We start from the raw sequence: 23669 nt of genomic DNA on the forward strand, positions 1-23669 counted from the left end.
CCTCTGAGTGCAAGATATACAGCCAGAATGCGGCAACAAGTGCATATCGGCGGTGATTTTTCATGCGGGCGAAAGCGCCCGCATCACCACGATAGCGAGGATTACCCCATAAACACGGTTTGCAGCATCTTTAAACTGAGCAGCAGCAGCAGCGCCGCAAACGCTTTCTTCAACGTGGCCACCGGCAGACGGTGCGCCAGACGCGCGCCGACCGGTGCGGTGAAGTAGCTAACGACAGAGATCAAGACGACCGCCGGCAGCGAAACGTAGCCGGCGGAGTAATCCGGCAGTCCGGCCATCGACCAGCCGTTGATCATATAGCCGAGCGCACCGGACAGCGCGATAGGCAACCCCACCGCCGCCGATGTCCCGATCGCCTGCTGAATACGCACGTTGCACCAGGTGAGGAACGGCACCGTCAACGAACCGCCGCCAATCGCCACCAGCGCGGAAATGCTGCCAATCACCAAGCCCGCCAGTGAAATTCCCGCCGTACCGGGCAATTGGCGCTGCGGCTTGGGCTTGATATTCAGCACCATTTGCAGGGAAACATACGCCATAAAACAGGAAAAAAAGATCGCCAGCGCTCGCGTCGGCAACAGCGTCGCCAGCCAGGTCGCGGCGAAGGTGCCAATCAGAATCGCGGGAGTAATGCGTAATACGACCGGCCATAACACCGCCTGATGCTGATGGTGAGTACGCAGGCTGGAAATGGCGGTGATCACAATCGCCGCCATTGATGTCCCCAACGCCATATGCACCAGATGCGCATTCTGCACGCCCTGTGCGGCAAACAGCGCGGTGAGAATCGGCACCATGATGCCGCCGCCGCCAATCCCCAATAACCCCGCCATAAAACCCACCACGGCCCCTAAACTTAGATAGGCCAGAATCCACTCAACCGCCATTCCATTCCCCAATTTATCGTTTGTTCTTGTTTTTTATATCATCGCCTGAGTCATGAGAACCTGAGACGTCTCACCCCACGCGGGCCCGCTATCATCATATCTGTGAACAGTCACGCAACACACTGGTTGCATATACAGTATTATTAATGCCATGATCGCCCTTGCGACGAGTTACGGCCCAAAGCGCGACCGGCTAAAAAGCAACCAACGCACTTGCAACCTGAAACGTGACCGGTATATCAATAACAACAACATCTCCAAATAACAACCTGCCGACAGGCCATTACAGAAGGAAAATCAGATGAATCGTTGCGGTTGGGTGACTCAGGATGTTCTCTATCAGGATTATCACGACAATGAATGGGGCAAACCCTGTACGGACAGCCAGAAGCTGTTTGAACTGCTTTGTCTGGAAGGCCAGCAGGCCGGATTATCGTGGATTACCGTATTGAAAAAGCGTGAAAATTACCGCCGCTGCTTTCATCAGTTTAATCCTGAGCGCATTGCCCAAATGACCGGGGACGATGTGGCCGTGTTGCTGCAAGACAGCGGTATCATCCGTCATCGTGGGAAAATCGAAGCCATTATCACCAATGCCCGCGCCTGGCTGACGCTGGAAAATCAGGGAGAGGGCTTTTCGCATTTTATCTGGTCGTTTGTCGACCATAAGCCGTTAATTAATCAACCCGCATCGCCTGCCAGTGTGCCGTCTAAAACGGCTATCTCGGATGCCATGTCAAAAGCGCTGAAAAAACGCGGCTTCACGTTTATCGGCTCCACCATTTGCTATGCCTTTATGCAAGCGGGCGGGCTGGTGAACGACCATACCGCCAACTGCTTCTGTTATCAGGAAGCCCAAAAATGATCCGCGCGTAATCGCCTGCGTTGATGCTGCCCACAGCGCGCGGCACGCCGTTTTCCTCACGCGTGGATAAAGCTCAAAATTTCACCGCAAAGGTATTACATTGGTATTACTTAATGGTACGCTATGCGCAGCGGCTTTCCAGATAACGCTTATTGACTCCGTTAAAGGAAGAGACCGGCTAGTCTCACTAAGGACGTTCCATGCCATTAAACAAAAAGAACCGTATCACGGGCGCGCTATATGGGCAGATGTTGGGTGACGCGATGGGTATGCCGTCAGAATTATGGCCGCGCTCACGCATCAAGGCGCATTTCGGCTGGATTGATCGGTTTCTGCCCGGTCCCGAAGAAAACATGGCGGCCTGTTATTTTAAAACCGCAGAGTATACCGACGACACCGCCATGGCCTTTGCTCTGGCGGATGCGCTGATCGCCGGTGAAGGCAAGATCGAACCCGTCGCTATCGGGAAACACATTCTTCGCTGGGCGCTGTCATGTAACGCTTTCGAGAAAAACATCCTTGGGCCAACGTCCAAACCGGCGCTACTGGCGATACAGCAAGGCACCGGTATTCATGAACTGGACAACAATGGGTTGACGAACGGCGCCGCCATGCGCATTTCACCGTTAGGTTGTCTGGTACCTGCGCATTCGCTGGACGATTTCATTCGTGATGTCGAACTCGCCTCCTGCGTCACGCATAAATCCGATGTCGCCATCGCGGGCGCCACCGTTATTGCCTGGGCGGTATCAAAAGGGATTGAAGGCGACTCCTGGCTGGCGATCGGCGATGCGCTTCCCGCTGTCGCAAAAACGGCGCAGGAAAAACGCGTTACCAGTTACAGCGCCTCCATGTCGGCACGCATCGCGTTGGCGTTACGCACAGTGAGAACGGCAAAGGGAACGGAACAGGCGCTAGAAAATGTTTATGATCTGATTGGTACGGGGGCGGAAGCGATTGAATCCGTTCCTGCCGCGATTGCGATGGTCGAACTGGCGAAAACCGATCCTAACCGCTGTGCCATTCTGTGCGCCAATCTTGGCGGGGACACTGACACCATCGGCGCTATGGCTACCGCAATCTGCGGCGCGATAAATGGGATTGACCGTATTGCGCCGCATTTTAAGCAGCAGTTGGAAGAGGTCAATCAGGTTGATATTGAGCATTACAGCGGTGAACTGCTGAGATTACGAACGCAGCGGGAACAAGCGGCTAACACGTGATAATGACGCTCATGCTACGCGCCGGGCAGTAAGACTTGCAGTATCCCGCTCGCTACGCGATGATTTCCGTCTTAACTTCCCTGACTTGCCGGAGTTTGCGATGAAACCTAACGTCATTCTGTATAAAAAAATTCCTGATGAGCCGCGCGCCCGCCTGGAACAACACTTCACCGTCACCGAACTTGACAACTTTCCCGCAGCGAATCATCCCGCACTGGCACAGGCGGAAGGAATTATCGGCGCTAGTGGTAAAGTGGATAGCGCTTTTCTGCAACACACGCCGCGCTTGCGCGCCGTCTCCACCATCTCCGTCGGTTATGACACCTATGATGTGGATGCCATGAGTAAAAAAGGCGTCATCATGATGCATACGCCGACCGTATTGACGGAAACCGTGGCCGATATGGTACTGGCTCTGATGCTGGCCTGCGCCCGCCGGGTGGTGGAAGCGGCGGAACGCGTCAAGGCGGGCGAATGGCAGCGAGATATCGGCAGCGACTGGTTCGGCACCGACGTTCATCATAAAACCCTGGGTATCCTCGGCATGGGACGCATCGGTCTGGCCGTGGCGCAGCGGGCGCATTTTGGCTTCAACATGCCGATTCTCTACACCGCGCGCCGTCACCATCCCCAAGCGGAAGAACGCGTTAACGCGCGCTATTGCGATCTGGATGCGCTGCTCGCCGAATCAGATTTCCTGTGCATTACTCTGCCGCTGACCGCGGAAACGAAAAACCTGATCGGCCGTGAGCAACTGGCTAAAATGAAGCCTGGCGCGATCCTGATTAACATTGGCCGCGGCGCGGTGGTGGATGAAAACGCCCTGATCGACGCGCTCAGCAACGGAACGATCCGCGCCGCCGGTCTGGACGTGTTCGTCAAAGAGCCGCTGCCGACGGATTCACCGCTGTTAAACCTGCCCAACGTAGTGGCGGTGCCTCACATCGGTTCCGCCACTCATGACACTCGCTATGATATGGCGGTCTGTGCCGTGGATAATCTGATTGCCGCCTTAACCGGTACGGTAAAAGAAAACTGCGTTAACCCGCAGGTGCTGAAATAAGCGTTAGACGAACAGGCCCGGCGGCGATGACCGCCGGGCCCGGACGGTGCGCAGGTCACTCAACCGCGATCGGCTTTTCTGTCAGCGTTGTTTTATTATCACCCTGAATTTCCTGTACTTTTTTAGATGCCGCTTTAACCGCGTCCGCGCTGCTCAACAAATTGTAGGTCAGCTCAAAAACCGTACTTTGTCCCGGCTGAAGCTGTTTTACCCGCCCTTGCTCCCGCTCAATGGTCACCGGATAGGCGTAGTTGGTTCCCGGCTCAATGCCGGTGACATAGCCCTGCTTCACGGTATCGGTGTTTTTCCACAGTGTGAGCAGCGGCAGTTGGCGGGTATCAAACTCAATCGATACGCCTTTGTCGCCCGCGCGGTTTACCAGCGCCGCCAGCGTCTTGCCCTGTTTATCGGCATACGGCGTCAGGTTGAAGACCATCTCGTCGAAGTCTTTGGTGGGGCCTTGATACGTTTGCCACGTTTTCAGTCCCGCTTTGGCGTAATCGTTAAAGGGGGAAATTTCTTTTACCGGCGCAATAAACCGCGCGCCCTCTTCAAGAATCGGCGTACCGAAATTACTGTGGTAGATAATCTGATAATCGCGGGCATAGTCCGCTTTATTGGTCAGCACGTCATGCACCGTAAATGATTCGCTGCCGGGGACGTAACGCAGCTCGGTCCAGGTTTCCAGATTGGATTTCTTGAAGCTGTTCTCCTTCAGCAGACCGCGCACCGTGATCTGGTAAGGCGCATTTTCACTGACGTCCACTACCACTTTCGATGCCGGCGTATTCCCGGCGCGGCCATGCAGCGTATACATCATGCCGTTGTCCACAACGGGATGACCGGTCCATTCATAGCCGCAACGCACCATCATTTCGTTAAAGCCTTCCAGCCAGCCCGCCCCGTTACGGCTTTCCAGATTGATGGTATTCGGGTTGACCACCTCATTCACCGGCGAATCCCATCCCAGACGAATGTTTTTGCCTGTCACGTGCAGCAAATCCATGCCGCGGCTGGGGCTGAGTACAATTTTCAACCCATTCTGGCTCGTAATCGTAATGATTTTGCTGCCTTCCTGACGTCCGCCGTGCAGAACCGTCTGCTCAATGCTGAAGCGCTGATCCGCGATCTTCATGGCGTCACTGCTGATTTGCCAGTTTCCCTTCTCCACGCTGCTTTCAGCATCCGTCAGCACGAACGTCCGGGCGGACAACTGCCATGAAGTCAGCGTCAATGCAATCCCCATCACCAGTAATTTTTTCATGTCATTTTTCCTTATTGGCTGAATTGATTTAGCCTGCGAGAAGCAAGACTACAAATCAGCCCGATTTCAGAATGTGACAGCTATCACCAGTTGGAAAAACATTGCGTTATTGCTAAATTTTCTTGATAAAGATCACGGTTACGTTAAATATCATCGCATTTTTTAACGTTGCGACGTGACGGGTAAGGATAGCCCGTCATAAAACATAAAATGAGTGGGAAATTGGTCGGGTAGGAATGATATCGATTCAGCGTTTATCCGTGAAACCACAGGGGGCCAATCTTACGCCACGTTGCGCACGGGTAGCGCAAGCGCTATCGTTGCCGCTCATCCACAGGGAACACGCACTGACAAACCATGAACTTCTCTCTTTTCGGCAATAAATTCACCCGTCATGCTGGCATTACCCAGCTCATGGACGATCTTAACGAGGGGCTCCGCACACCGGGAGCCATCATGTTGGGGGGCGGTAACCCGGCGCACATTCCAGCGATGGATAACTATTTCCAACAACTCTGCCAGGACCTGCTGGAACAAGGGAAATTGACGGATGCGCTCTGTAATTACGACGGCCCGCAGGGGAAAAATGCGCTGCTCGACGCGTTGGCTGAGCTGTTGCGGGATGAATTAGGTTGGATGATCGGACCACAGAATATTGCGCTGACCAATGGCAGCCAGAGTGCGTTTTTCTACTTATCGAATCTGTTTGCCGGCCGTCACGCCGATGGCAGTCTGAGAAAAGTGCTGTTTCCGTTGGCGCCGGAGTATATCGGCTACGCCGATTCCGGGCTGGCTGAAAACATGTTTCTGTCCGTGCGTCCGCAAATTGCGCTGCTACCGGAAGGACAGTTCAAGTACCATGTGGATTTCAATCATCTGTCGATCAGCAACGATGTGGGGCTGATCTGCGTGTCGCGCCCAACCAACCCGACCGGCAACGTGCTGACGGATGACGAGCTGATGCGTCTCGATATTCTGGCGCGGCAGCACAATATTCCGCTGCTGATCGACAACGCCTATGGCGTGCCCTTCCCCGGCATTATTTTCAGCGAGGCCACCCCACTGTGGAACCCCAACATTATCCTGTGTATGAGCTTGTCCAAACTGGGGCTTCCCGGTTCACGTTGCGGCATTGTGATTGCCAATGAAAAGGTCATTTCAGCCATTGCCAACATGAACGGCATCATCAGCCTGTCTCCCGGCACGGTAGGACCGGCGCTGGCGCTGGAAATGATCCGGCGCGGCGATTTGCTGCGGCTGTCCAACGAGGTGGTTCGACCGTACTACCAGCGGCGCGTCAGCGAAACCATCGCCACCATCCGGCGTTACCTCTCTCCCGAACAGTGTCTGATCCACAAACCCGAAGGGGCGATTTTCCTGTGGCTGTGGTTCAAAGATCTGCCGGTCACGACGGAAGTGCTGTATCAGCGGCTGAAAAAACGCGGCGTGCTGATGGTGCCGGGCCACTATTTCTTCCCCGGTCTGGAACAGGCATGGCCGCACGCCCATCAGTGCCTGCGAATGAACTACGTGCCGGAGCCGGACAAGGTTGAACGCGGGATTGCGATTTTGGCGGAGGAAGTGGAGAGGGCGATGGCGCAGGGGTGAGAGCGCAGAATATTTTCTGCGCCAGGTAAAATCAGCCTATTGTTTCGTACGTTATAACGCGCCGTTATCTCAGGCGATCTTTGCTACCCCTGCGGTTTCCAGCACCGCATGCAGCAAGACGTTCGCCCCCGCCGTGACCTGTTCCGGTGAGGAATACTCAATCTCGTTGTGGCTGATGCCGTCTTTGCACGGAATAAAAATCATCCCCGTCGGCGCCAGCTCAGAAACGTACACCGCGTCGTGTCCCGCCCCGGAAACGATGTCGATATTGGAGTAGCCCAGCAGATTGGCGGCGCGGCGCACGGCGTCTTTGCATGCGGTGTGGAATGGCGCGGCGCGGTACTGCGATACCTGCGTCAACTGAATATCCAGCCCGGTTTCCGCTACCACGCTCTGGATATAGGCTTTCAGCGCCGCGTCCATTTCATCCACCCGCTCATCCGTCAGATTACGCAAATCAATGGAGAATTTCACACTGCCCGGCACAACGTTACGGCTGTTCGGATGCACCTGCACCATCCCCACCGTGCCGCGTCCGTGGGGCGCAAAGCGCTCGGCAATGGCCACCACCTCCTGCATAATGCGGGTTGAAACCTGCAACGCATCCTTGCGCAGCGCCATCGGCGTAGGGCCGGCATGGGATTCCATCCCCGTCACCACGCAGTCATACCAGCGGATACCCAGCACCGCCTGCACCACGCCGATCGTCACATCCTGATCTTCCAGTATCGGCCCCTGCTCGATGTGCGCTTCAAAATAGGCGCCTATCGGGTGATCTCCGGGCGTCTGCGGGCCGGCATAGCCGATTTTCTCCAGTTCATCCTTCACGCTTTTGCCGTCCACGTCCACGGCGGCATAGGCGTGTTCCAGCGAGAATACGCCCGCGAACACGCCCGATCCCATCATGACCGGGACAAAACGGGAACCTTCCTCGTTGGTCCAGAATACCACCTCCACCGGCGCTTCGGTTTCAATCTGCTTGTCATTCAGCGTGCGAACCACTTCCAGCGCGGCCAGCACGCCAAAGTTGCCGTCAAACTTTCCGCCGGTCGGCTGGGTATCGATGTGGCTGCCCGCCACCACCGGCGGCAGGGCGTTGTTGCGACCGGGACGGCGCATAAACACATTACCGATTTTATCGATCTCGACCGACAGTCCGGCGGCCTTTCCCCAACTCACCACGAGATCGCGTCCCTGGCGATCCAGATCCGTCAGCGTCAGCCGGCAAACGCCGCCTTTGGGCGTCGCGCCAATCACCGCCAGATCCATCAGCGACTGCCAAAGACGTTCGCCATCAACACGCAGCTCGGTAATATCAGTACCCTTTTTCGTTGCAGATAACACTTCACTCTTCATCGCGGTTTTCCTCTTGGGTGAAACGCGGTCACGGGTTGTCTTTTCCAGACAGAATACGGGTTAGCGCAGTACGGCCGTGGGCGCCAGCACGCGCGCACGCAACGCACTGGCTTTGAAATCGGGGCTGAAGGCGGGACGTTTGATATAACGCCCGGCGCCTTCCTGCGCACGCAAATCGCCATCCGCCCACGCCACTACGCCATGACTAACGGTATAGGTCGGGATGCCCCGCACCGTGCGGCCTTCAAAGACATTGAAATCATTCTTTGAGTGGTGGGTCTTCGCGGAGAGCGTCTTACTGCCCTGCGGGTCCCATACCACCAGATCGGCATCCGCGCCGACGGAAACGCTGCCTTTGCGCGGATAAATATTGAACAAGCGTGCGGTGTTGGCGGAAGTAATGGCGACAAACTCGCTGGGCGTCAGCCGGCCGGTGTTCACGCCCGCGTCCCAGATCACGGATAGCCGCTCCTCAACGCCGCCGCAACCGTTGGGAATCTTGGTAAAGCTGTCTTTGCCCGCCGCTTTCTGGCTGGCGCAGAACGTACAGTGATCGGTCGCGGTAGTGTGCAACTGACCGGATTGCAGCCCGCGCCACAGCGCTTCCTGATGACCCTTCGCACGAAACGGCGGGCTCATGACGTGCGCCGCCGCCTGATTGAAATCGGGGTGACGATACACGCTGTCATCAATCACCAGATGCCCGGCCAGCACCTCGCCATAGACGCGCTGACCGCGGGCGCGGGCGCGGGCGATCGCCTCCGCCGATTCCACGCAGGAAACGTGAACCACATAAAGGGGAACGCCCATCACGTTGGCGATGGCGATGGCGCGCCCGGCCGCTTCCCCCTCCACTTCCGGCGGGCGCGATAGCGGATGCCCCTCCGGTCCGGTAATACCGCGGTTCATCATTTCCTGCTGTAACAGATAAACCATTTCACCGTTTTCCGCGTGGACGGTCGGCATCGCCCCCAGTTCCAGCGAGCGGCGGAAGCTGTTCATCAGCGTTTCATCGTCGCACATGATGGCGTTTTTATAGGCCATGAAGTGCTTGAAGCTGTTGACGCCCTCTTCCCGCACCAGCGTGCCCATATCCCGGTGTACGCTCTCGTCCCACCAGGTAATGGTGACGTGGAAACTGTAATCCGCGGCCGCCTTTTCCGCCCAGCCGCGCCAGATCCGGTACGCTTCCATCAGCGGTTGCTGCGGATTGGGAATAACAAAATCGATAATCGTTGTGGTGCCGCCCGCCAGCCCCGCCGCCGTGCCGCTGTAGAAATCATCCACCGTGACCGTACCCATAAACGGGAAATTCATATGGGTATGGGGATCGATACCGCCCGGCATGACATACTGACCACCCGCATCAATAACCTCGGCGCCCGCGGGCGCCTGCTGTCCGGCATCCTCGCCCACGGCGACGATGATACCGTCCGAACACAATACGTCGGCACGAAATTCCCGATCGGCATTGACGACCGTACCGCCTTTAATCAACAGGTTATGACTCATCTATTTTCCCCTCATTTTACCGATCGGAGCCGCTGAACGGCCCACATTGGGTATAAAGAAACCATCGGACCTTCAGGCCGTGGTCGCCATCGGATTATTTGGGTGTGTCGTCCAGTTGGCGTATTCTCCGCTCACGGTTTTTCCGGTGCGCAAATCCACCTCTCCCGGTAGCAGGCTACGCATGGAAATGCAGTTTTCCACCGGACAAATGGAGACGCACAGGTTGCAGCCGACGCACTCTTCTTCCTTCACTTCGTAATGGCGTTCGCCATTTTTCATGCTGGTGATGGCCTGATGCGAGGTATCTTCACAGGCCAGATGACAGCGCCCGCATTTAATGCACTGCGACTGATCGATAACCGCCTTGTCGATGTGATTGAGATTCAGATAACGCCAGTCCGTTACGCTGCCGACAGCGCGGCCGCGAAAATCCTCCAGCGTGCGGTAGCCATGCTCATCCATAAAATTGGCAAGGCCGCTGACCATGTCGCGCACAATCTGAAAACCGTGCACCATCACGGCGGTACAAACCTGCACCGTGCCGCAACCCAGCGCAATAAACTCGGCCGCATCGCGCCAGGTGGATATCCCGCCGATGCCTGACATCGGCAGGCCGCGCGTCAGCGCATCCCGGGCGATTTCCGCCACCATATTCAGCGCAATAGGCTTGACCGCCGGGCCGCAGTAGCCGCCGTGCGACCCTTTGCCGCCGGTATTGGGGTGGATGGTCATCTGATCCAGATCCACGCCCATCACCGAGTTGAGGGTATTAATCAGCGACACCGCATCAGCGCCGCCCTGCAACGCCGCTCGCGCCGGATAGCGGATATCATTGACGTTCGGCGTCAGTTTGACGATGGTTGGCAGACTGCAATACTGCTTGCACCAGCGGGTGACCATTTCGATATACTCCGGCACCTGCCCGACAGCCGCCCCCATGCCCCGTTCACTCATGCCGTGCGGACAGCCAAAATTCAGCTCAATGCCGTCAGCGCCAGTTTGTTCCACCAGCGGCAGAATGGATTTCCACGCGTCTTCTTCGCAGGGCACCATGATCGACACAATCATGGCCCGATCAGGCCAGTTGCGCTTCACGCGGGCGATCTCCTCCAGATTGGTGTCCAGCGAACGGTCGGTAATCAGCTCAATGTTGTTCAGGCCGATAATGCGCCGATCCGTGGTGCGAAGGGTGCTGTAGCGCGGCCCGTTGACGTTCACCACGTGCGGGTCTTGCCCCAGCGTTTTCCAGACCACGCCGCCCCAGCCCGCTTCAAAAGCACGTACGACGTTGTACTCTTTATCCGTGGGCGGGGCGGATGCCAGCCAGAAAGGATTAGGGCTTTTGATACCTAAAAAATGACTACTGAGATCAGCCATGTAAATACTCCCGCGAGCTTATTGAAGGTTTGCCAGTCACAGATTGATCGGCCGCGGGGCGCAGCATCGCATCAATGGACTTTGCCGCCGCCTTGCCCTGACGTACCGCATCGACCGTCAGATCCAGACCGTCCGCGCAACAGTCGCCGCCCGCCCACACGCCGGGCAGCGAGGTGCGGCCGTCTTCATCCGTCGCGATACGGCCGCCCTTCAGCGCAATCGACGCGCCGGTCGGACTGGCGTCATAGGTCTGTCCGATCGCCTTCAGCACCATATCGGCGGGCAGGGTAAACGTTTCCCCGGTCGCCGCCAGCGCACCGGATTGCAATTGCATAACCCTGAACGACACGGCTTTCACTTTGCCGTTCTCCCCTTCAATGGCCTGGGGCGCCGCCCAGTATCGGACGTTGACGCCATTGGTTTTCGCCCATGCCTGCTCATATTGAGACGCTTTCATATCCTGTTCGCCACGGCGGTAAACCATCGTGACGTCACGCGCCCCCAGCTTTTTCGCCTGCACCGCGGCGTCAACGGCGGTCATACCGCCGCCGATGACCACCACATTGCGACCGATGGCAACCTCACCGGGATGCGCGGCCTGCCGAAGTTGTGCGATAAAATCGACCGCTTCGCGCACGCCTTCCAGCGGGGTTTCTTCAACGCCAAGCGCGTTCACCCCGCCCAATCCCATGCCGAGGAAAACGGCGTCAAAATCCGTGCGCAGCGTATCCAGCGTAATTTCATGTCCCAGACGATGATTAAGGCGTAGCTCAATGCCGCCGATCGACAGCAGCCAGGCAATTTCGCGCTGGGCAAAATCATTGGTGGTCTTGTAGGCTGCCAAACCGTACTCATTCAGTCCGCCGGGCTTATCTTTGGCATCGAACACCACGATGTGGTGCCCGCTTTGCGCCAGCCGATGCGCGACGGTCAGCCCCGCCGGACCTGCCCCGACGACGGCGACTTTCTTGCCCGTCGACGACGCTCGGCTAAATAAAGGCTGGCCGGGATTGGAGAGATAGGCGTCGGTGGCATAGCGCTGCAACAGGCCGATTTGCAGCGGTTTGCCATCCTGCTGATTACGCACGCAGGCTTGTTCACACAAGGTTTCTGTCGGGCAGACCCTGGCGCACATGCCGCCCAGCACGTTCTCGCTCAAAATAGCCTCCGCCGCCCCGCGCACATTATCCTGTGCGATACGGTGAATAAAGCTCGGCACGTCAATGTCTGCCGGGCAGAAACGGGTACAGGGCGCGTCGTAGCAGTAATAGCAACGCTCAGATTCGAGAACGGCCTGAGTTTTGGTCAATGGGGTGGCGCTGTCGCTGAAGTTGTCCGCATACTCCGCATCACTGAGCCGCCCCGCCTGAATACCCGGCGCATCACTGCCGACCGGTAATAACGTTTTCATACGGCGTACTCCTTTGGCTGGGCACAATCAGGATCTCGAGGGCACAGCTTTGGCAACACACTCCACAACCCGTTGCCGATACCGCTTTGCTTTCGATGACTCATGGTGGTTCTCCCGCTAACATCGGATTAAGGGAAAGGCGGGCAGCGCCACTCCCCGCGAAATCTTGACCATATGGTTAAGATTTACAATCTAACCCATGCTATTTATGTGCCATTTTTATGGAAATAGAAAATCAGAATAAAAACAGAATATTAATCATATTCTATAGGAATTATAAGAACACATTGTGACCAATCACGGTGCAAATCAGGCTCACCGCTTCAACCATTGCGCTATTTTTGTGCTACACGTCAGCCACTATTGGCAATGACCTTGAATAACCAGGAACGAATGGCTAATTCACGCGTTTCGCCAGATTTCTATAAAAGGTATCGGCACAGGTGTTCTTGAAAGAATGAGGTGAAGACTTAAGTTATATGGCCCATGAATAGATGGTGGCCGAAACGCGCTATTTAGGCATTCTTGAAAAAGAAAAGAGTGTTCGAGCAATAGGTTTTAAGGGAAAAACTGAATACCGGAAATGCCTGTATTCTCTATTTTATAATGGGTTCATCATTTTACCCACTTCTCAGTTATACCCGCTGGTTCAGGCTTTATGATGAGTCCATATCATCTCTTCATATCTGATTGAGATACGCGCTTGAATCAATACTCCGTCATCATCGACAACATTGTGCATAACCAAATTTATATCAAAAATAACCCTTTCATTGATTTTTATCGGAAAGAGTTTCTCCTTTATTACATGTGGCGTCGTGCGATAAAAATCAATCAGACATTTATTTGGTATTTGGCGAGACTATTTAGTCTCATGCCTTAATGTCCAGACCGCACATTCTGAAAACACTGGTCAGCACATGATCGATAGCGCGTTGCCGCCCGCATGACTCATGCACCTTATCGCCGAGCACAGCGGCAATCTGAATGTCGAAATCCGCGTATGTCTGCGTCATCGCCCAGATAGAGAAAAAAAAGTGTTTACTGTCTAACGGAAGCAGTAACCCTTGTTCAATCCAGCCATCCACCACCGCCGCTTTGCGGGTCACCAAATCGCGCAATTGTGTTTGCAGAAGTTCATGCACCATCGGGGCGCCTTGCAGGAGTTCGTTGGCAAACAGCTTCGAGGCGTGCGGACGTTCAAACGTTAACACCATTTTTTGCCGGACATATTGCTCAATCACCGTACGCGGATCGGCCTGCGGATGAAAATGCTCCAATGGCGTCAGCCAGTCATTCAGAATGCCGTCGAGTACGCACAAATAGAGATTCTGTTTGTTGCCGAAATAGTAATGCAGGTTCGGCTTGGGCAGCGCCGCTTCCGCCGCAATCAGCGCCATGGTGGTGCCTTTAAAGCCATAGCGGGCGAACACGCGTTCCGCCGCCAGCAGAATAGCCGCTTCATTATCGAGCCGGATGCGGCCTTTTACGGATTCATCGGTTAACGATTGTTTTAACATCAGTTCCTCCCTCCTACGCCTCACACAACATCACCTGATTTATGAAATGCAAGTCACATCCCTGGGCCGACCAAAAAATTCAATGAATTGTTTCTGTTTCTCTTCACTGAATTTATGCGACATGCCGGACGGCTTTTTATACGTGAAGCCACGATAGTACAACCGATTGATTTACCGAGGTTTCATAAAGACACAGAGCCTGCACTATCATGGTCTAATCCAGCCTTCGGATGCAAGGAGGACGGCTTTGATGCGATCACAAACCCGCTCATCACGGATGGTCTCGTGAAGGTGCCCAAATTCGGCTTTTTGCTGGGTGGTGATAAATATCTTCATGGTAGATGAGCATGGCCTCCTTGCTGCTCAAAATCAGGAATCTTGAATGATAGCGGGTAAATACTGATTGTGTTTAACTCTTTAACGTGGGTTCATCCCGACCGAAGAAAGAATAAGGGAGATATTCCTCTAAATCAATTTCCGTATAATACTTCTCTTCAGAATTCATCAAAGTGAGATTGCCGGTTACAATACTGGCGCAGAGTATTTTGACTACCGGCAATGAAGCCCACGGATCGTGTCTGAACCAGTTTAGATGAACATCGCCGCTACCAATTTTGACCGGTCTTGCAGGTTTTATTTTTAACCACATCGGTTGCAAAAAAGGCTTTTTCCGAGTGCGCAACCCAACAGGCCAAATATAATTGAATGCCACTGAGTAGCCGGGTTTAAATGGCAAGGCTTTATTCAGTTCACTTTGAAGATGCTCATATTCTGGATCATTGGGCTCTTTCGTACTCTCACCGCGATGTGATGCGTAGTACACCCTATTTCGGGTAATGACTCAAAAGCGTTATTTTGATAAAGTATTTACTTTAAAGGATACGTTTTATGACAGTCACTATTGAAGTTGCCTGCCGATATTGTCAGCAAACAGAAACCGTTGGTAAGCATGGCACGGGAAAGGCTGGATTTCCCCGATATTATTGTCAACATTGTCGCCGTACTTTCCAGATCAACTACCGTTACAACGCACGTAAGCCCGGAACAAAAGAAAAAATTGTCGATATGGCGATGAATGGCTCCGGGGTCAGGGATACAGGACGAGTCCTGAAAATCAGTATGAACACCGTGATGAGCACACTAAAAAACTCGCGCCGCCACAAGTAACAGGCAAACCTATCGACCCTGATCTGTGAACTGGATGAGTAATGGTCATTCGTGGAGAATAAAAAACAGCAGCATTGGCTTTGGTATGCATGTGATACGACAAGAAAACAGGTTGTTGCCCATGTATTTGGTCCCCGCACGGATGAGACCTGCCGGAAGCGTCTCGATTTGTTAAAACCTTTTCATATTGGTTTTATCAACACCAATGACTGGGGTCGCTACACACGAGAAATAGCGTCAGAAAAACACCTGACAGGTAAGATATTCACACAGCGAATTGAGCGGCATGACCTTAATTTACGCATTCACATTAAACGTCTGGCAAGGAAAACAATCTGCTTTTCCCGTTCATTTGAAATAGATGAAAAAGTCATCGGGTGCTTGCATTGCGAAACACCCTTACAACGCATTTGAGTCACAACCCAAAATTAAGGCGCTTTTCCGAATGAGAGCAGCCAGTTGAAGCTGCTTCATCTGGGTCTGATGAATGCACAGGAGAAATGGACAATGCCCATCCAGAGCTGGAATTTGACATTGTTGCAGTTAGCCGTTTATTTTGACGGGCGACTGAATAACGTGATGACGCTGTAGTGTTCTTAACGTGACAGTATGAGTCGGGGACGCGCAATCTCCGGCAGACAAGCTCATTCAACTGGCCGAGTTGTTTACCACGAGCATTGATTACCTGTTGCTAGGCTCACATGACGAGCAGGCACCGATTAGGAACACATGATTAATAAACGGTTCAAAGCACTGGCTCAGTGCCAGCCGGCAAAGCAGGAGACGATGATTAAGCTGATTGATGCGGTGATTGTGAAGCACCGCGTTGAGTCGGCGATACGTCCTGTTGACCGTGAAAAGAGCTACTAACGTAACCGATTTTTAGCGCGGGGCTGACGCGCATTCTACGCCAGATACCCCCCGTTTTTAAAATCTCTCAGCCGGAGCGCTATCAGCGTGTCGGCTTCCGCCCCAACAAGGGCGATTCCTCCACGCCCACCATCAACATCAGCGGCAAGTGGCTACAGGAAGCCGGCTTCAGCACCGGCCTGCCGCTCAAGCTGCGCGTGATGCCGGGCTGCCTCGTCATCACCGTGCAGGATATTCGGGAACTGTGGTACTGTCTGGAAGGATTAAGCCGGGAACCGTTCGATGAACGCGCCGCCGCCGACTGGCTTAACCGCTTTCCCGGCGGGCTGGATCTGGAAGGGATTACGGGCAGTGACTGACCGGTAATTAAAAAACCGGAAGGATCTTTGCGATCGCTTCCGGCTTTTTATAAAATGTCAGTAATTTATGGATTAGGATCATCAACTATCGAATCAAGAAATGATTTAAATGAAGGCCATACTCCGAAAATTTCAGCTTCTTCAAGCAGTACATAGAAATACACTTTACCAAAATCACTTTTTCTTAAAGATATTGAATACATACCAGATCCCGGATCATAAGCGAATGGTAATAATTCATGTTTCTTAAAATCATTTGGCAATGCGTCATCATCAAAATCATTATAACTATCAATAATCTCGGCCAGTGAATAAAATGAATTTATCGGATAAAGATTTTTTTCATCATGCACAAAAGATGGTTGAGGTTGCCCACCATTATATCTTTTATAAACGGATATCATTTCATCAGGCAGAGCAGAACCAATCAATGATTCTAACTCGGCTATTTCCTCATCAGTTACTGGTGGCAGATAATCTGTAAAAAATAAATCTCTCATAATATCACCATGTTTTGAAAATATATTTCAATCCCGTAATTTCTTGATATTGACTTACCCCACCAACATGCGGAATACCCCTATGCGCAGCCTGTTGAACCAATTGCATAGTGCCTGTGTTCGTTACTGGATCATAATCATCTAATAAGCTGCTGGCTCTCCCGATCGTACTCATAACGCCAGGTGCGTCCCTGCGCATCCGTGCGGGCGGTCAGCAAATCAAACGGGCCCCAGCTCTGCCGCCAAACAGCGCCATTGCCGTCCACGTAGCTCAACAGATTGTTGTGCTTGTCATAATGGTGCTGTTCCACTTTGTCGTCCGGGCGTATCAGTTGCTCAGGCAGCTTCCAGCTCGCCCGGCGGTAGCCGAGGCGGAAAGTGGAACCATCCGGGCGCGTCCAGTGGGTCAGCCTGTCCTGCCGGTCATAGCGCAGTTGCCGGGTGCGAGACTCCGCGTCGGTGGCGCTCAGCAGGCGCTGACGGTTGTCATAGAACAGGCTGGCCTGCACCTGTCCGCTCTGTTCGCTGACCTCGGTCAACAGACCATAACGGTTCCACGCAAACCGCACTTCGCTGCTATCCGGCCCGGTCAGGCTCTGCGGGTTGCCTTTCGCGTCGTATCGCCATGTCCAGTTTCGTCCCAGCGGGTCGGTGATACCGGTCAGACGCGCATTGTCGTCATAGTCGTAATGCCACTGATGCCCGCTGCCATCGGTAAAAGTGCTGACCAGCCCGCTGTCGTCCAGGTACTCAAACTCGACCACGCGCCCGGCCGGCGAGATTTCCCGCAGCAGGTTGCCATAATCGTCATACTCATAGCGGGTCACATGGCCGAGCGGGGATTTTTCCCACGCCATCAGATACAGGTCGTTAAAACCGTATTCGCTGCGCTGCCCCAGACCATCGGTCATCACCACGCGGTCAGCCAGGTACTCGAAGTTCGCAGTCAGGTAAGCATCGGCACAGGTGGTGTAAATGCAGCGCCCCTGATGGTCATATTGGTAACGCGCCCAGGTCTGGTCATTGTCATGCCAGCGCGTCAGGCGGTTGTCGTTATCATATTCGTAGAGCAGGTGGTAGGCATGTACGGCGTCGGCCTCGACCAGCCGGCCTTTTTCGTCCTGGCGGTATTCGGCCAGCCGGGTTTTCTGTCCGCCGTCGATACGCTGTATCTGGTGCAGGAAATCGCCCCCCCACACCAGCAGCAGTTCGATACCGTCACTGTGCTGTATCTTCCGCAGGTAGCCTTTGGGATCGCGGATAAAATCAACACGGTTGCGGTGGTTGTCGGTAATCGCCGACAGCAGCAGCCTGTCACCCTGCTCCACGGTAAAGGCGCGCCAGGTCTGACTGTCGCGGTTCCACAGGTGAAAACCGTTATGGCGCTTCACCAGCTTGAAAGCGGGGTATTCGGCGCAGTACACCACCGTTGCGCCCACCCCGAAGGTGAAATCGATGTCATAGCCCTGCGCCAGCGTAATCAACACATGGGTGTCGCCGTTATCACAGCTGACAGTGGCCACCTCACTCCAACTATCCTGCCAGCCGCGTCCCAGCAGGCCGGTGCGTGTGCTGCCGGAGCGATAGGTACGCTCGAACATCAATGGGATGGTCTGCCCCAGTTCGATATCGGTACGGCTTTCAATCACCTCGCCGCTGGCGATATAAACCGGGTCTTTCAGAAAGCCTCGAATAGACTCCGTGACGCGCGCCAACCCTTTGCTTTCTTTTAAGCCGTTTTTGGCGCAACGTATTGCTCTACGCAGCCCGACCAGACTACGCAGAGCCCCCATCTTCATCCCTTTGAGCACGGCCATCGGCCCGCGGGCAAAGAGTTTTCCCAGACCCCGAAATAGCCCCCGGCCCGGCGGCACCAGAAACTCCACTGCAATTAGCAGCGCTTTCTGCCAGCCGCTGAACTCCTCCTGTATCTCCAGCACGGTGGCTTGCCCGGAACCAAAGAATACCTTCGATGCCCCTTCTTTGATGGTGGCGCCGCACACGGTTTTATCGCCTATCCGCGCGGCCGGATGGCCGTTGACAAATACCGTCTCACTGCCCTGAGCAATCAGTTGCGGTCCGCTGTGTTTGGTGCAAGCCACGGCATCGACTTTAGCACGAGAGACCGGCTTGCCTTCGACGGACACATTAGGCGAGCCGCCTTTCACCTCTCCCGCAGGCGGTGAGGCGCTGTCCACCATGGCGGAGACTCGGCTGCTTACCCCGGAAATCAATCCGCCCAGGGCATATACCGCTCCGAACTGCGCTGCCAGTGAGACTGCGCCGACAACCAATGCCAGACCAGCCCCTCCCGTTATACCGGTCAGCGCGACCGCGCCGGCTACCGCAACAGCAACCACGGTACACACCGCGGCCGCCACCAAAGCCCCTGCGACAGCACCGAGCAAGGCTCCCAGAAAACTGCGGTGTTTGATGGCCTTGCCCGGCGAGGTCGGCGGAGAGCCGCTGCCGGGTGTCGGTAAATCGGGCGGTAGCGTGGGTCGGTTACCGGCATGCATCGCCCCGACCCGCGCGATACGGGCCAGAATTTCGTCACGCATTGCTATCCTCCGTCCCCTCCGGGGCAGCAGGAGGCTCAGCAGCCCTGAACGTCTCAATCACCGCCAGCAGTTCGGTTTTTCGGGCATCGTTCAGCACATCGGCAGCGGTGATGGTGAAGGTCAGTAATAAGGTGCCGCGAACCTGCATCACCACGACCTGATGCATTTGACCTTCCGGTGATTGCCAAGTGTACTCCAGTGCCTGCGCGGATGCCCCTGCAAGCGTGAGTTCCCAGGCCTGCATTTCCTTATAACCTTTCAGATGGGCGGAAAACTGCTCCAGCGTTTTCTGGTAGATCGCTTCCGGTGTTTGACCGGGTTCGACCGGGGTGCGGTTGACCACCAGATTGGTGGTTTCATCAGGCAGTACAAAAACGTGCAGGGATTCATCACGCCATTGTGCCGGGATCGCCAGCGTGCCTTCGTTCATCTGGTACATGTCCATGTATCCTTGTCGTTCTTGTTATTTAGTTCAGGTCGATTTGCTGACCATTCACCACGATATGGCTGCCCTTGATGTTGATGACGCCGTCCGCGCTGATACCGATAAAGCCGCCCTGGGTGCTAATCAGGATGTCGCCCTCCTGTGACTGGATGGCGATATTGTTTTTCACTTGCAGGGAGTCGTTTTCATCCACGGCGGTACTGCGGTTTTTGGTGATGGCAATATTCTGCTGTCCCTGAATTTCAGTGAACTGGTCCTTAATCACCGAGACCGCCTGATTGCCGCCGACGCTTTCGGTATGGTCCGCCGTGACGCGGGTCGTGCGGTTATTCAGCACCACGGTATTCATGTCCTTCTGCGCATGAATAAACACCTCTTCCTGCCCGGCCTGATCTTCAAAACGCAGTTCGTTGAAACCCGAACCTTTGTGCGTTGAAGTACGCAGCGAGGTGCGGGTCTTGTTCTCCGGCAGCGGGTATGGCGCGGGATTGGTGGCATGAAACGTCCGCCCGGTCACTATCGGCTGGTCCGGGTCGCCCTCCAGAAAACTCACTATCACCTCATGACCGATACGCGGTATCGCTATCAGACCGTACTGGCCCCCCGCCCAGCCCTGACTTACCCGCACCCAGCACGAACTCTGGTCGTCGTTCGCCCCATACCTGTCCCACGGAAATTGCAGCTTCACCCGCCCGTATTCGTCGCAGTAGATTTCTTCCCCTGCCGGCCCCACCACCGTCGCAATCTGCGGGCCGTCCACCATCGGTTTGTACGGCATCTCCGTCCGCCAGGTCGTGCTCCCCTTCACCACGCTGAAACTGTTGCTCAGCGTGGTCGGTTCGCCCCCGCTCTCCTCTTCCAGCGCCTGCGGCTGTTGCCCCGTATGTGTCACGCTCACCGTCTGCCAGACGATATTCAGCCCCGCATTCGGGTGCTCAGTCAGCCGGAACGTGCTGCCCGGCATCAGTCCCGCGCAGTTCGATTCCCCCTCGCCCGCCACCGCATCCGACCGCAGCGCCTCCAGCCGGTAACCGCTGAACGCTTTGCCGCTCGGGTCCCGTTTGTAGCGTCCCGGATAGTCGTAGTGCTGGTAACTTTCACGCTGGTGCTCAAGTCCGCTGCCCGGCTTCTTGTGCGACAGCCCGTACGCCGGGGTCTTGAAGCTGTAGTCTTTAAGCTCCACCTCGGCGGTGCGCACCGCCTCGCTATACCGGAAGCGTCTGACATACTCCCCTTCCGACAGCCCCTGCGTCGCCAGATTGAAGAACAGCGCCGGCCCTTTCCCCAGCGCCCCGGCGTCATCCGCGAATACCACCCGGTGTTTCCCTTCCTCAAACTCGTGGAAGTAATACATCCCCTCTTCCGCCGCCAGACGACCGACAAACCCCAGGTCGCTTTCGCGGTACTGTACGCAATACTCCCGCTGGGGATGGTCGTGACGCAGCGCGAACGCGTAATCCGCTATCCCGGCTTCCTCCAGCAACGTGGCGATGATTTCCTCCGGCTTTTTTGCCTGAAAGATACGCGCGTTGCTGCGCAGCCCCAGCCGCCACAGCGCCGGGCGCACCTCCGCCTGATAGCGGGTGCGGCGAAAGCCGGTGTCGCCCTGACTGAACGCGCTGACGATGCCGCTCACCCGGCGGCGCAGCTCGCCTTCGTACCACACCAGCAATTCGCACGGCTGGTCCAGCACCGCGCCAAAGTCAATATCCGGCTGCGCGCTCGCCAGATTCAGCGACAGGCTGAACGGCTGGTTCAGCCTTTCCTGTAACTGGAAATCCACCACCGCGAACGCGCTTTGCGGCAATGCGCCCAGCGTCACGGTAAACTGTAGTCCTGTACTGTTCGCCACCTTGCTCCTCCTCCCTCTGCCACGGCTACCGCACGCCCCGTTACCGCCCGGTGCGACACGCTACTACCCTGGTGAAAATGACCCCCTGTGCTGCGGTCTGAGTCCGCTCACACCGCAGCGCAGCAAAAAACCCGGCACGCTGTCCGGGTTAAGGAAGGATTACGCTTCGACCGGCGCGCGCCAGTCATCGGAGCCGGACGTGCCGGCCACCGTGTGCTCCCAGTCGATTTTGCGGTACGCCAGCGACACCTCAATCAACTGGGTGTAGTCCAGCTTGGACGGGTCCTGGCAGTGCGGCATCTGGCAGTCGATGTCCACGATGGTGGCGTCGGTCAGGATGGTGGAGAAGAAGTGCTCCTGCTTGCCTTCGACAGAGGTGCGATACCACTTCAGGGTGACGGTCGGCAGCATTTCGCCGGAGGCCAGGGAGTTGTACATCAACGGCACCGCCTTGTTCAGCGCGACGGTGAATTTGAAGGGTTTGTGGACGCGCTGGCCGGAAGGCTGACCGGACTGCGGGTCGGTGGGGACGGTCACCACGTGTTTGAATTCCTGCACCAGCATTTCGTCTTCGTGGCCCTGCACGTAGATGTTGCCGACAGAGTCGGAAGTGAAGGCGCCGGCGGTGATATTGCCCTGGGTTTTGCCTTCGATGCTGATATAGCATGGGGTTGGCATGGTCTTGCTCCTTGTTGATAAAACCCGTTGATTGAACAGGTGTTTGACTTCACTGTTCACAGGGCAAAGACCATGCCAAACTTTATTCCATTGTTTTTAAACAGAATTTACCTAAGCCAGATTTTGCCTAAGTCAAATTTGAGCAAAAAGTTGCGCAGACTGCGCAGATCAACGGCATCCATTGCGCAAAAAGTGACTTATGCTGGAAAGTGAGCAAGAAGTTGCGCAGATTTTTCATTTATTCTGAAAGTTTTGGTTAGTCATAAATTATGGCGGTGAAAATGAGGGTTGCTGATACCCGAGTGACAGGGGTAGAGCAGCGATTTGCTCAGTGGGTAAGAGATAAGCAAAGACCACCCATCATACGAGTATCATTTCCACATCCTGCTCACGCAGTTGCGCGATAATCTGCGCGTTGGCGTGCTTGCCGGTAATCACCACATCAATCTGATCGAGCCGGCAGAACAACATCCCGGCGCGTTCGCCAATCTTGCTGCTGTCCACCACTACCGCCAGTTTGCCAACATAACGAAGCATCTTCTGCTCCGCCATCGCGGTCAGCATGTCGGTTTTATACAGCCCCTCCGCCATCAACCCTCTGCCGCTGGTGAACATCCAGTGCCCGGCATACAAGCTGGCGTCGCCTTCTTGTGGCGCTAACGTGATGGATTGGCTTTTATTGTATTGCCCGCCCATGATAACCACGCTTTCATGCTCTTGTTCAATTAGGTAATTTGCCAGCGGCAGATAGTTAGTTATCACCTGCACGTCTTTACCGCAGATCTCCTGCCCCAGTAAAAATGCGGTCGAGCCACAATTGATCACCACGCTTTCGCCAGAACCGCATAGCTGCGCCGCCGCTTTAGCAATGCGCATTTTCTCATCCAGATTCTGCGCCTGATAAATATTGAGCGGCGTCCAGGTTGGCCGGGGCGCGTTAACCGCTTCAGCGCCATTGCGAACTTTACGCAACTTCCCTGACTCATCAAGCTTGTTAATATCGCGTCTTGCAGTGGCTGGGGAGACATCAAAGTGCTTGATCAGATCGGCAACGGTGAGTTGCCCTTGTCGTTGCAGAAAATTGATAATGGCATTATTGCGCTGAGATTCAGTCATACTTACCCCTCTAA

General features: G+C 55.0%; 19 protein-coding genes and 5 pseudogenes. 8 read left to right on the top strand and 16 right to left on the bottom strand.

The annotated features are described in order from the left end of the window. Nucleotides 1–101 precede the first annotated feature (101 nt). On the bottom strand, nucleotides 102–908 hold the full coding sequence (locus tag EH207_RS15640; protein ID WP_137714825.1) for a sulfite exporter TauE/SafE family protein: 807 nt from the start codon (nucleotides 906–908) through the stop codon (nucleotides 102–104). A 301-nt stretch (nucleotides 909–1209) separates the two neighbouring features. On the opposite strand from EH207_RS15640, the gene EH207_RS15645 reads away from it, so the two are divergent. From EH207_RS15645 to ghrB, 3 genes are all read left to right on the top strand, one after another. Then, nucleotides 1210–1773, top strand: a complete 564-nt coding sequence (locus EH207_RS15645) for a DNA-3-methyladenine glycosylase I (RefSeq protein WP_137714826.1) — start codon at nucleotides 1210–1212, stop codon at nucleotides 1771–1773. A 200-nt stretch (nucleotides 1774–1973) separates the two neighbouring features. Further along, nucleotides 1974–2996 carry an ADP-ribosylglycohydrolase family protein gene (locus EH207_RS15650; protein WP_137714827.1) on the top strand — a complete coding sequence of 341 codons (1023 nt, stop codon included), beginning with the start codon at nucleotides 1974–1976 and terminating at the stop codon, nucleotides 2994–2996. A 100-nt stretch (nucleotides 2997–3096) separates the two neighbouring features. Then, nucleotides 3097–4059, top strand: a complete 963-nt coding sequence (gene ghrB / locus EH207_RS15655; protein ID WP_137714828.1) for a glyoxylate/hydroxypyruvate reductase GhrB — start codon at nucleotides 3097–3099, stop codon at nucleotides 4057–4059. A gap of 55 nt (nucleotides 4060–4114) precedes the next feature. On the opposite strand, the gene EH207_RS15660 is transcribed toward ghrB, so the two are convergent. Then, nucleotides 4115–5323 (bottom strand): aldose 1-epimerase family protein, encoded by a 1209-nt coding sequence (locus EH207_RS15660; RefSeq protein WP_137714829.1) that lies wholly within the window; start codon nucleotides 5321–5323, stop codon nucleotides 4115–4117. Nucleotides 5324–5680: 357 nt separating this feature from the next. On the opposite strand from EH207_RS15660, the gene EH207_RS15665 reads away from it, so the two are divergent. Then, nucleotides 5681–6931 carry a valine--pyruvate transaminase gene (locus EH207_RS15665; RefSeq protein ID WP_137714830.1) on the top strand — a complete coding sequence of 417 codons (1251 nt, stop codon included), beginning with the start codon at nucleotides 5681–5683 and terminating at the stop codon, nucleotides 6929–6931. A 69-nt stretch (nucleotides 6932–7000) separates the two neighbouring features. Here the strand turns inward: EH207_RS15665 and EH207_RS15670 are convergent, their stop codons facing one another. The 7 genes and pseudogenes from EH207_RS15670 to EH207_RS15700 all read right to left on the bottom strand — a co-directional run bounded on the left by EH207_RS15670 (nucleotide 7001) and on the right by EH207_RS15700 (nucleotide 14930). Then, on the bottom strand, nucleotides 7001–8287 hold the full coding sequence (locus EH207_RS15670) for a Zn-dependent hydrolase (protein ID WP_137714831.1): 1287 nt from the start codon (nucleotides 8285–8287) through the stop codon (nucleotides 7001–7003). 60 nt (nucleotides 8288–8347) lie between these two features. Further along, nucleotides 8348–9799 carry a dihydropyrimidinase gene (gene hydA / locus EH207_RS15675; RefSeq protein ID WP_137714832.1) on the bottom strand — a complete coding sequence of 484 codons (1452 nt, stop codon included), beginning with the start codon at nucleotides 9797–9799 and terminating at the stop codon, nucleotides 8348–8350. Between the two features lie 72 nt (nucleotides 9800–9871). Further along, complete coding sequence (preA, locus tag EH207_RS15680) at nucleotides 9872–11176, bottom strand: NAD-dependent dihydropyrimidine dehydrogenase subunit PreA (RefSeq protein ID WP_137714833.1); 1305 nt, start codon at nucleotides 11174–11176, stop codon at nucleotides 9872–9874. Then, nucleotides 11169–12587 carry an NAD(P)-dependent oxidoreductase gene (locus EH207_RS15685; protein WP_137714834.1) on the bottom strand — a complete coding sequence of 473 codons (1419 nt, stop codon included), beginning with the start codon at nucleotides 12585–12587 and terminating at the stop codon, nucleotides 11169–11171. The genes preA and EH207_RS15685 overlap by 8 nt, the downstream gene beginning before the upstream one ends. 872 nt (nucleotides 12588–13459) lie before the next feature. After that, on the bottom strand, nucleotides 13460–14107 hold the full coding sequence (locus tag EH207_RS15690; protein WP_137714835.1) for a TetR/AcrR family transcriptional regulator: 648 nt from the start codon (nucleotides 14105–14107) through the stop codon (nucleotides 13460–13462). Between the two features lie 160 nt (nucleotides 14108–14267). Next, a pseudogene (locus EH207_RS18445) lies at nucleotides 14268–14443 on the bottom strand (IS630 family transposase); the annotation flags it as partial. Between the two features lie 73 nt (nucleotides 14444–14516). Further along, nucleotides 14517–14930, bottom strand: coding sequence for a hypothetical protein (locus EH207_RS15700; RefSeq protein WP_137714836.1), 414 nt, complete (start codon nucleotides 14928–14930; stop codon nucleotides 14517–14519). Between the two features lie 65 nt (nucleotides 14931–14995). On the opposite strand from EH207_RS15700, the pseudogene EH207_RS15705 reads away from it, so the two are divergent. The 4 genes and pseudogenes from EH207_RS15705 (at nucleotide 14996) to EH207_RS18550 (ending at nucleotide 16503) form a co-directional block, all read left to right on the top strand. After that, nucleotides 14996–15688: pseudogene (locus EH207_RS15705) on the top strand (IS1 family transposase). Nucleotides 15689–15706: 18 nt separating this feature from the next. Further along, nucleotides 15707–15865 (top strand): annotated as a pseudogene (locus tag EH207_RS15710) (IS256 family transposase); the annotation flags it as partial. A gap of 40 nt (nucleotides 15866–15905) precedes the next feature. Beyond that, nucleotides 15906–16144 (top strand): annotated as a pseudogene (locus EH207_RS15715) (helix-turn-helix domain-containing protein); the annotation flags it as partial. 200 nt (nucleotides 16145–16344) lie between these two features. After that, nucleotides 16345–16503, top strand: coding sequence for a hypothetical protein (locus tag EH207_RS18550; protein ID WP_342774133.1), 159 nt, complete (start codon nucleotides 16345–16347; stop codon nucleotides 16501–16503). A gap of 65 nt (nucleotides 16504–16568) precedes the next feature. On the opposite strand, the gene EH207_RS15725 is transcribed toward EH207_RS18550, so the two are convergent. The 7 genes and pseudogenes from EH207_RS15725 to ulaR all read right to left on the bottom strand — a co-directional run bounded on the left by EH207_RS15725 (nucleotide 16569) and on the right by ulaR (nucleotide 23655). Further along, nucleotides 16569–17003 (bottom strand): SMI1/KNR4 family protein, encoded by a 435-nt coding sequence (locus EH207_RS15725; RefSeq protein WP_137714838.1) that lies wholly within the window; start codon nucleotides 17001–17003, stop codon nucleotides 16569–16571. Between the two features lie 4 nt (nucleotides 17004–17007). Beyond that, nucleotides 17008–17202 (bottom strand): HNH endonuclease, encoded by a 195-nt coding sequence (locus EH207_RS18645; protein WP_137714839.1) that lies wholly within the window; start codon nucleotides 17200–17202, stop codon nucleotides 17008–17010. Continuing rightward, nucleotides 17147–19564, bottom strand: a pseudogene (locus EH207_RS15735) (PAAR domain-containing protein); the annotation flags it as partial. The pseudogene EH207_RS15735 and the gene EH207_RS18645, both read right to left, overlap by 56 nt. Then, nucleotides 19557–20003, bottom strand: a complete 447-nt coding sequence (locus EH207_RS15740; protein ID WP_137714840.1) for a DUF1795 domain-containing protein — start codon at nucleotides 20001–20003, stop codon at nucleotides 19557–19559. The pseudogene EH207_RS15735 and the gene EH207_RS15740, both read right to left, overlap by 8 nt. 28 nt (nucleotides 20004–20031) lie before the next feature. Beyond that, on the bottom strand, nucleotides 20032–21861 hold the full coding sequence (locus tag EH207_RS15745; protein WP_137714841.1) for a type VI secretion system Vgr family protein: 1830 nt from the start codon (nucleotides 21859–21861) through the stop codon (nucleotides 20032–20034). Nucleotides 21862–22020: 159 nt separating this feature from the next. After that, entirely contained in the window at nucleotides 22021–22539 is a 519-nt protein-coding gene (locus tag EH207_RS15750) for an Hcp family type VI secretion system effector (RefSeq protein ID WP_137712216.1), read from the bottom strand. A gap of 360 nt (nucleotides 22540–22899) precedes the next feature. Beyond that, nucleotides 22900–23655, bottom strand: a complete 756-nt coding sequence (gene ulaR / locus EH207_RS15755; protein ID WP_137714842.1) for an HTH-type transcriptional regulator UlaR — start codon at nucleotides 23653–23655, stop codon at nucleotides 22900–22902. Nucleotides 23656–23669 lie beyond the last annotated feature (14 nt).

Source organism: Brenneria rubrifaciens (assembly GCF_005484945.1).
Classification (GTDB): Bacteria; Pseudomonadota; Gammaproteobacteria; order Enterobacterales; family Enterobacteriaceae; genus Brenneria; species Brenneria rubrifaciens.

Excerpts from the sequence above, each read along its gene's own strand:
- EH207_RS18645 (WP_137714839.1), bottom strand. The coding sequence starts at position 17,202 with ATGCGCAGGGACGCACCTGGCGTTATGAGTACGATCGGGAGAGCCAGC.
- EH207_RS18550 (WP_342774133.1), top strand. The coding sequence starts at position 16,345 with ATGCCGGGCTGCCTCGTCATCACCGTGCAGGATATTCGGGAACTGTGG.
- preA (WP_137714833.1), bottom strand. The coding sequence starts at position 11,176 with ATGGCTGATCTCAGTAGTCATTTTTTAGGTATCAAAAGCCCTAATCCT.
- EH207_RS15670 (WP_137714831.1), bottom strand. The coding sequence starts at position 8,287 with ATGAAGAGTGAAGTGTTATCTGCAACGAAAAAGGGTACTGATATTACC.
- EH207_RS15640 (WP_137714825.1), bottom strand. The coding sequence starts at position 908 with ATGGCGGTTGAGTGGATTCTGGCCTATCTAAGTTTAGGGGCCGTGGTG.
- ghrB (WP_137714828.1), top strand. The coding sequence starts at position 3,097 with ATGAAACCTAACGTCATTCTGTATAAAAAAATTCCTGATGAGCCGCGC.
- EH207_RS15650 (WP_137714827.1), top strand. The coding sequence starts at position 1,974 with ATGCCATTAAACAAAAAGAACCGTATCACGGGCGCGCTATATGGGCAG.
- EH207_RS15645 (WP_137714826.1), top strand. The coding sequence starts at position 1,210 with ATGAATCGTTGCGGTTGGGTGACTCAGGATGTTCTCTATCAGGATTAT.
- EH207_RS15665 (WP_137714830.1), top strand. The coding sequence starts at position 5,681 with ATGAACTTCTCTCTTTTCGGCAATAAATTCACCCGTCATGCTGGCATT.
- hydA (WP_137714832.1), bottom strand. The coding sequence starts at position 9,799 with ATGAGTCATAACCTGTTGATTAAAGGCGGTACGGTCGTCAATGCCGAT.
- EH207_RS15690 (WP_137714835.1), bottom strand. The coding sequence starts at position 14,107 with ATGTTAAAACAATCGTTAACCGATGAATCCGTAAAAGGCCGCATCCGG.
- EH207_RS15740 (WP_137714840.1), bottom strand. The coding sequence starts at position 20,003 with ATGTACCAGATGAACGAAGGCACGCTGGCGATCCCGGCACAATGGCGT.
- EH207_RS15685 (WP_137714834.1), bottom strand. The coding sequence starts at position 12,587 with ATGAAAACGTTATTACCGGTCGGCAGTGATGCGCCGGGTATTCAGGCG.
- EH207_RS15725 (WP_137714838.1), bottom strand. The coding sequence starts at position 17,003 with ATGAGAGATTTATTTTTTACAGATTATCTGCCACCAGTAACTGATGAG.
- EH207_RS15750 (WP_137712216.1), bottom strand. The coding sequence starts at position 22,539 with ATGCCAACCCCATGCTATATCAGCATCGAAGGCAAAACCCAGGGCAAT.
- ulaR (WP_137714842.1), bottom strand. The coding sequence starts at position 23,655 with ATGACTGAATCTCAGCGCAATAATGCCATTATCAATTTTCTGCAACGA.
- EH207_RS15660 (WP_137714829.1), bottom strand. The coding sequence starts at position 5,323 with ATGAAAAAATTACTGGTGATGGGGATTGCATTGACGCTGACTTCATGG.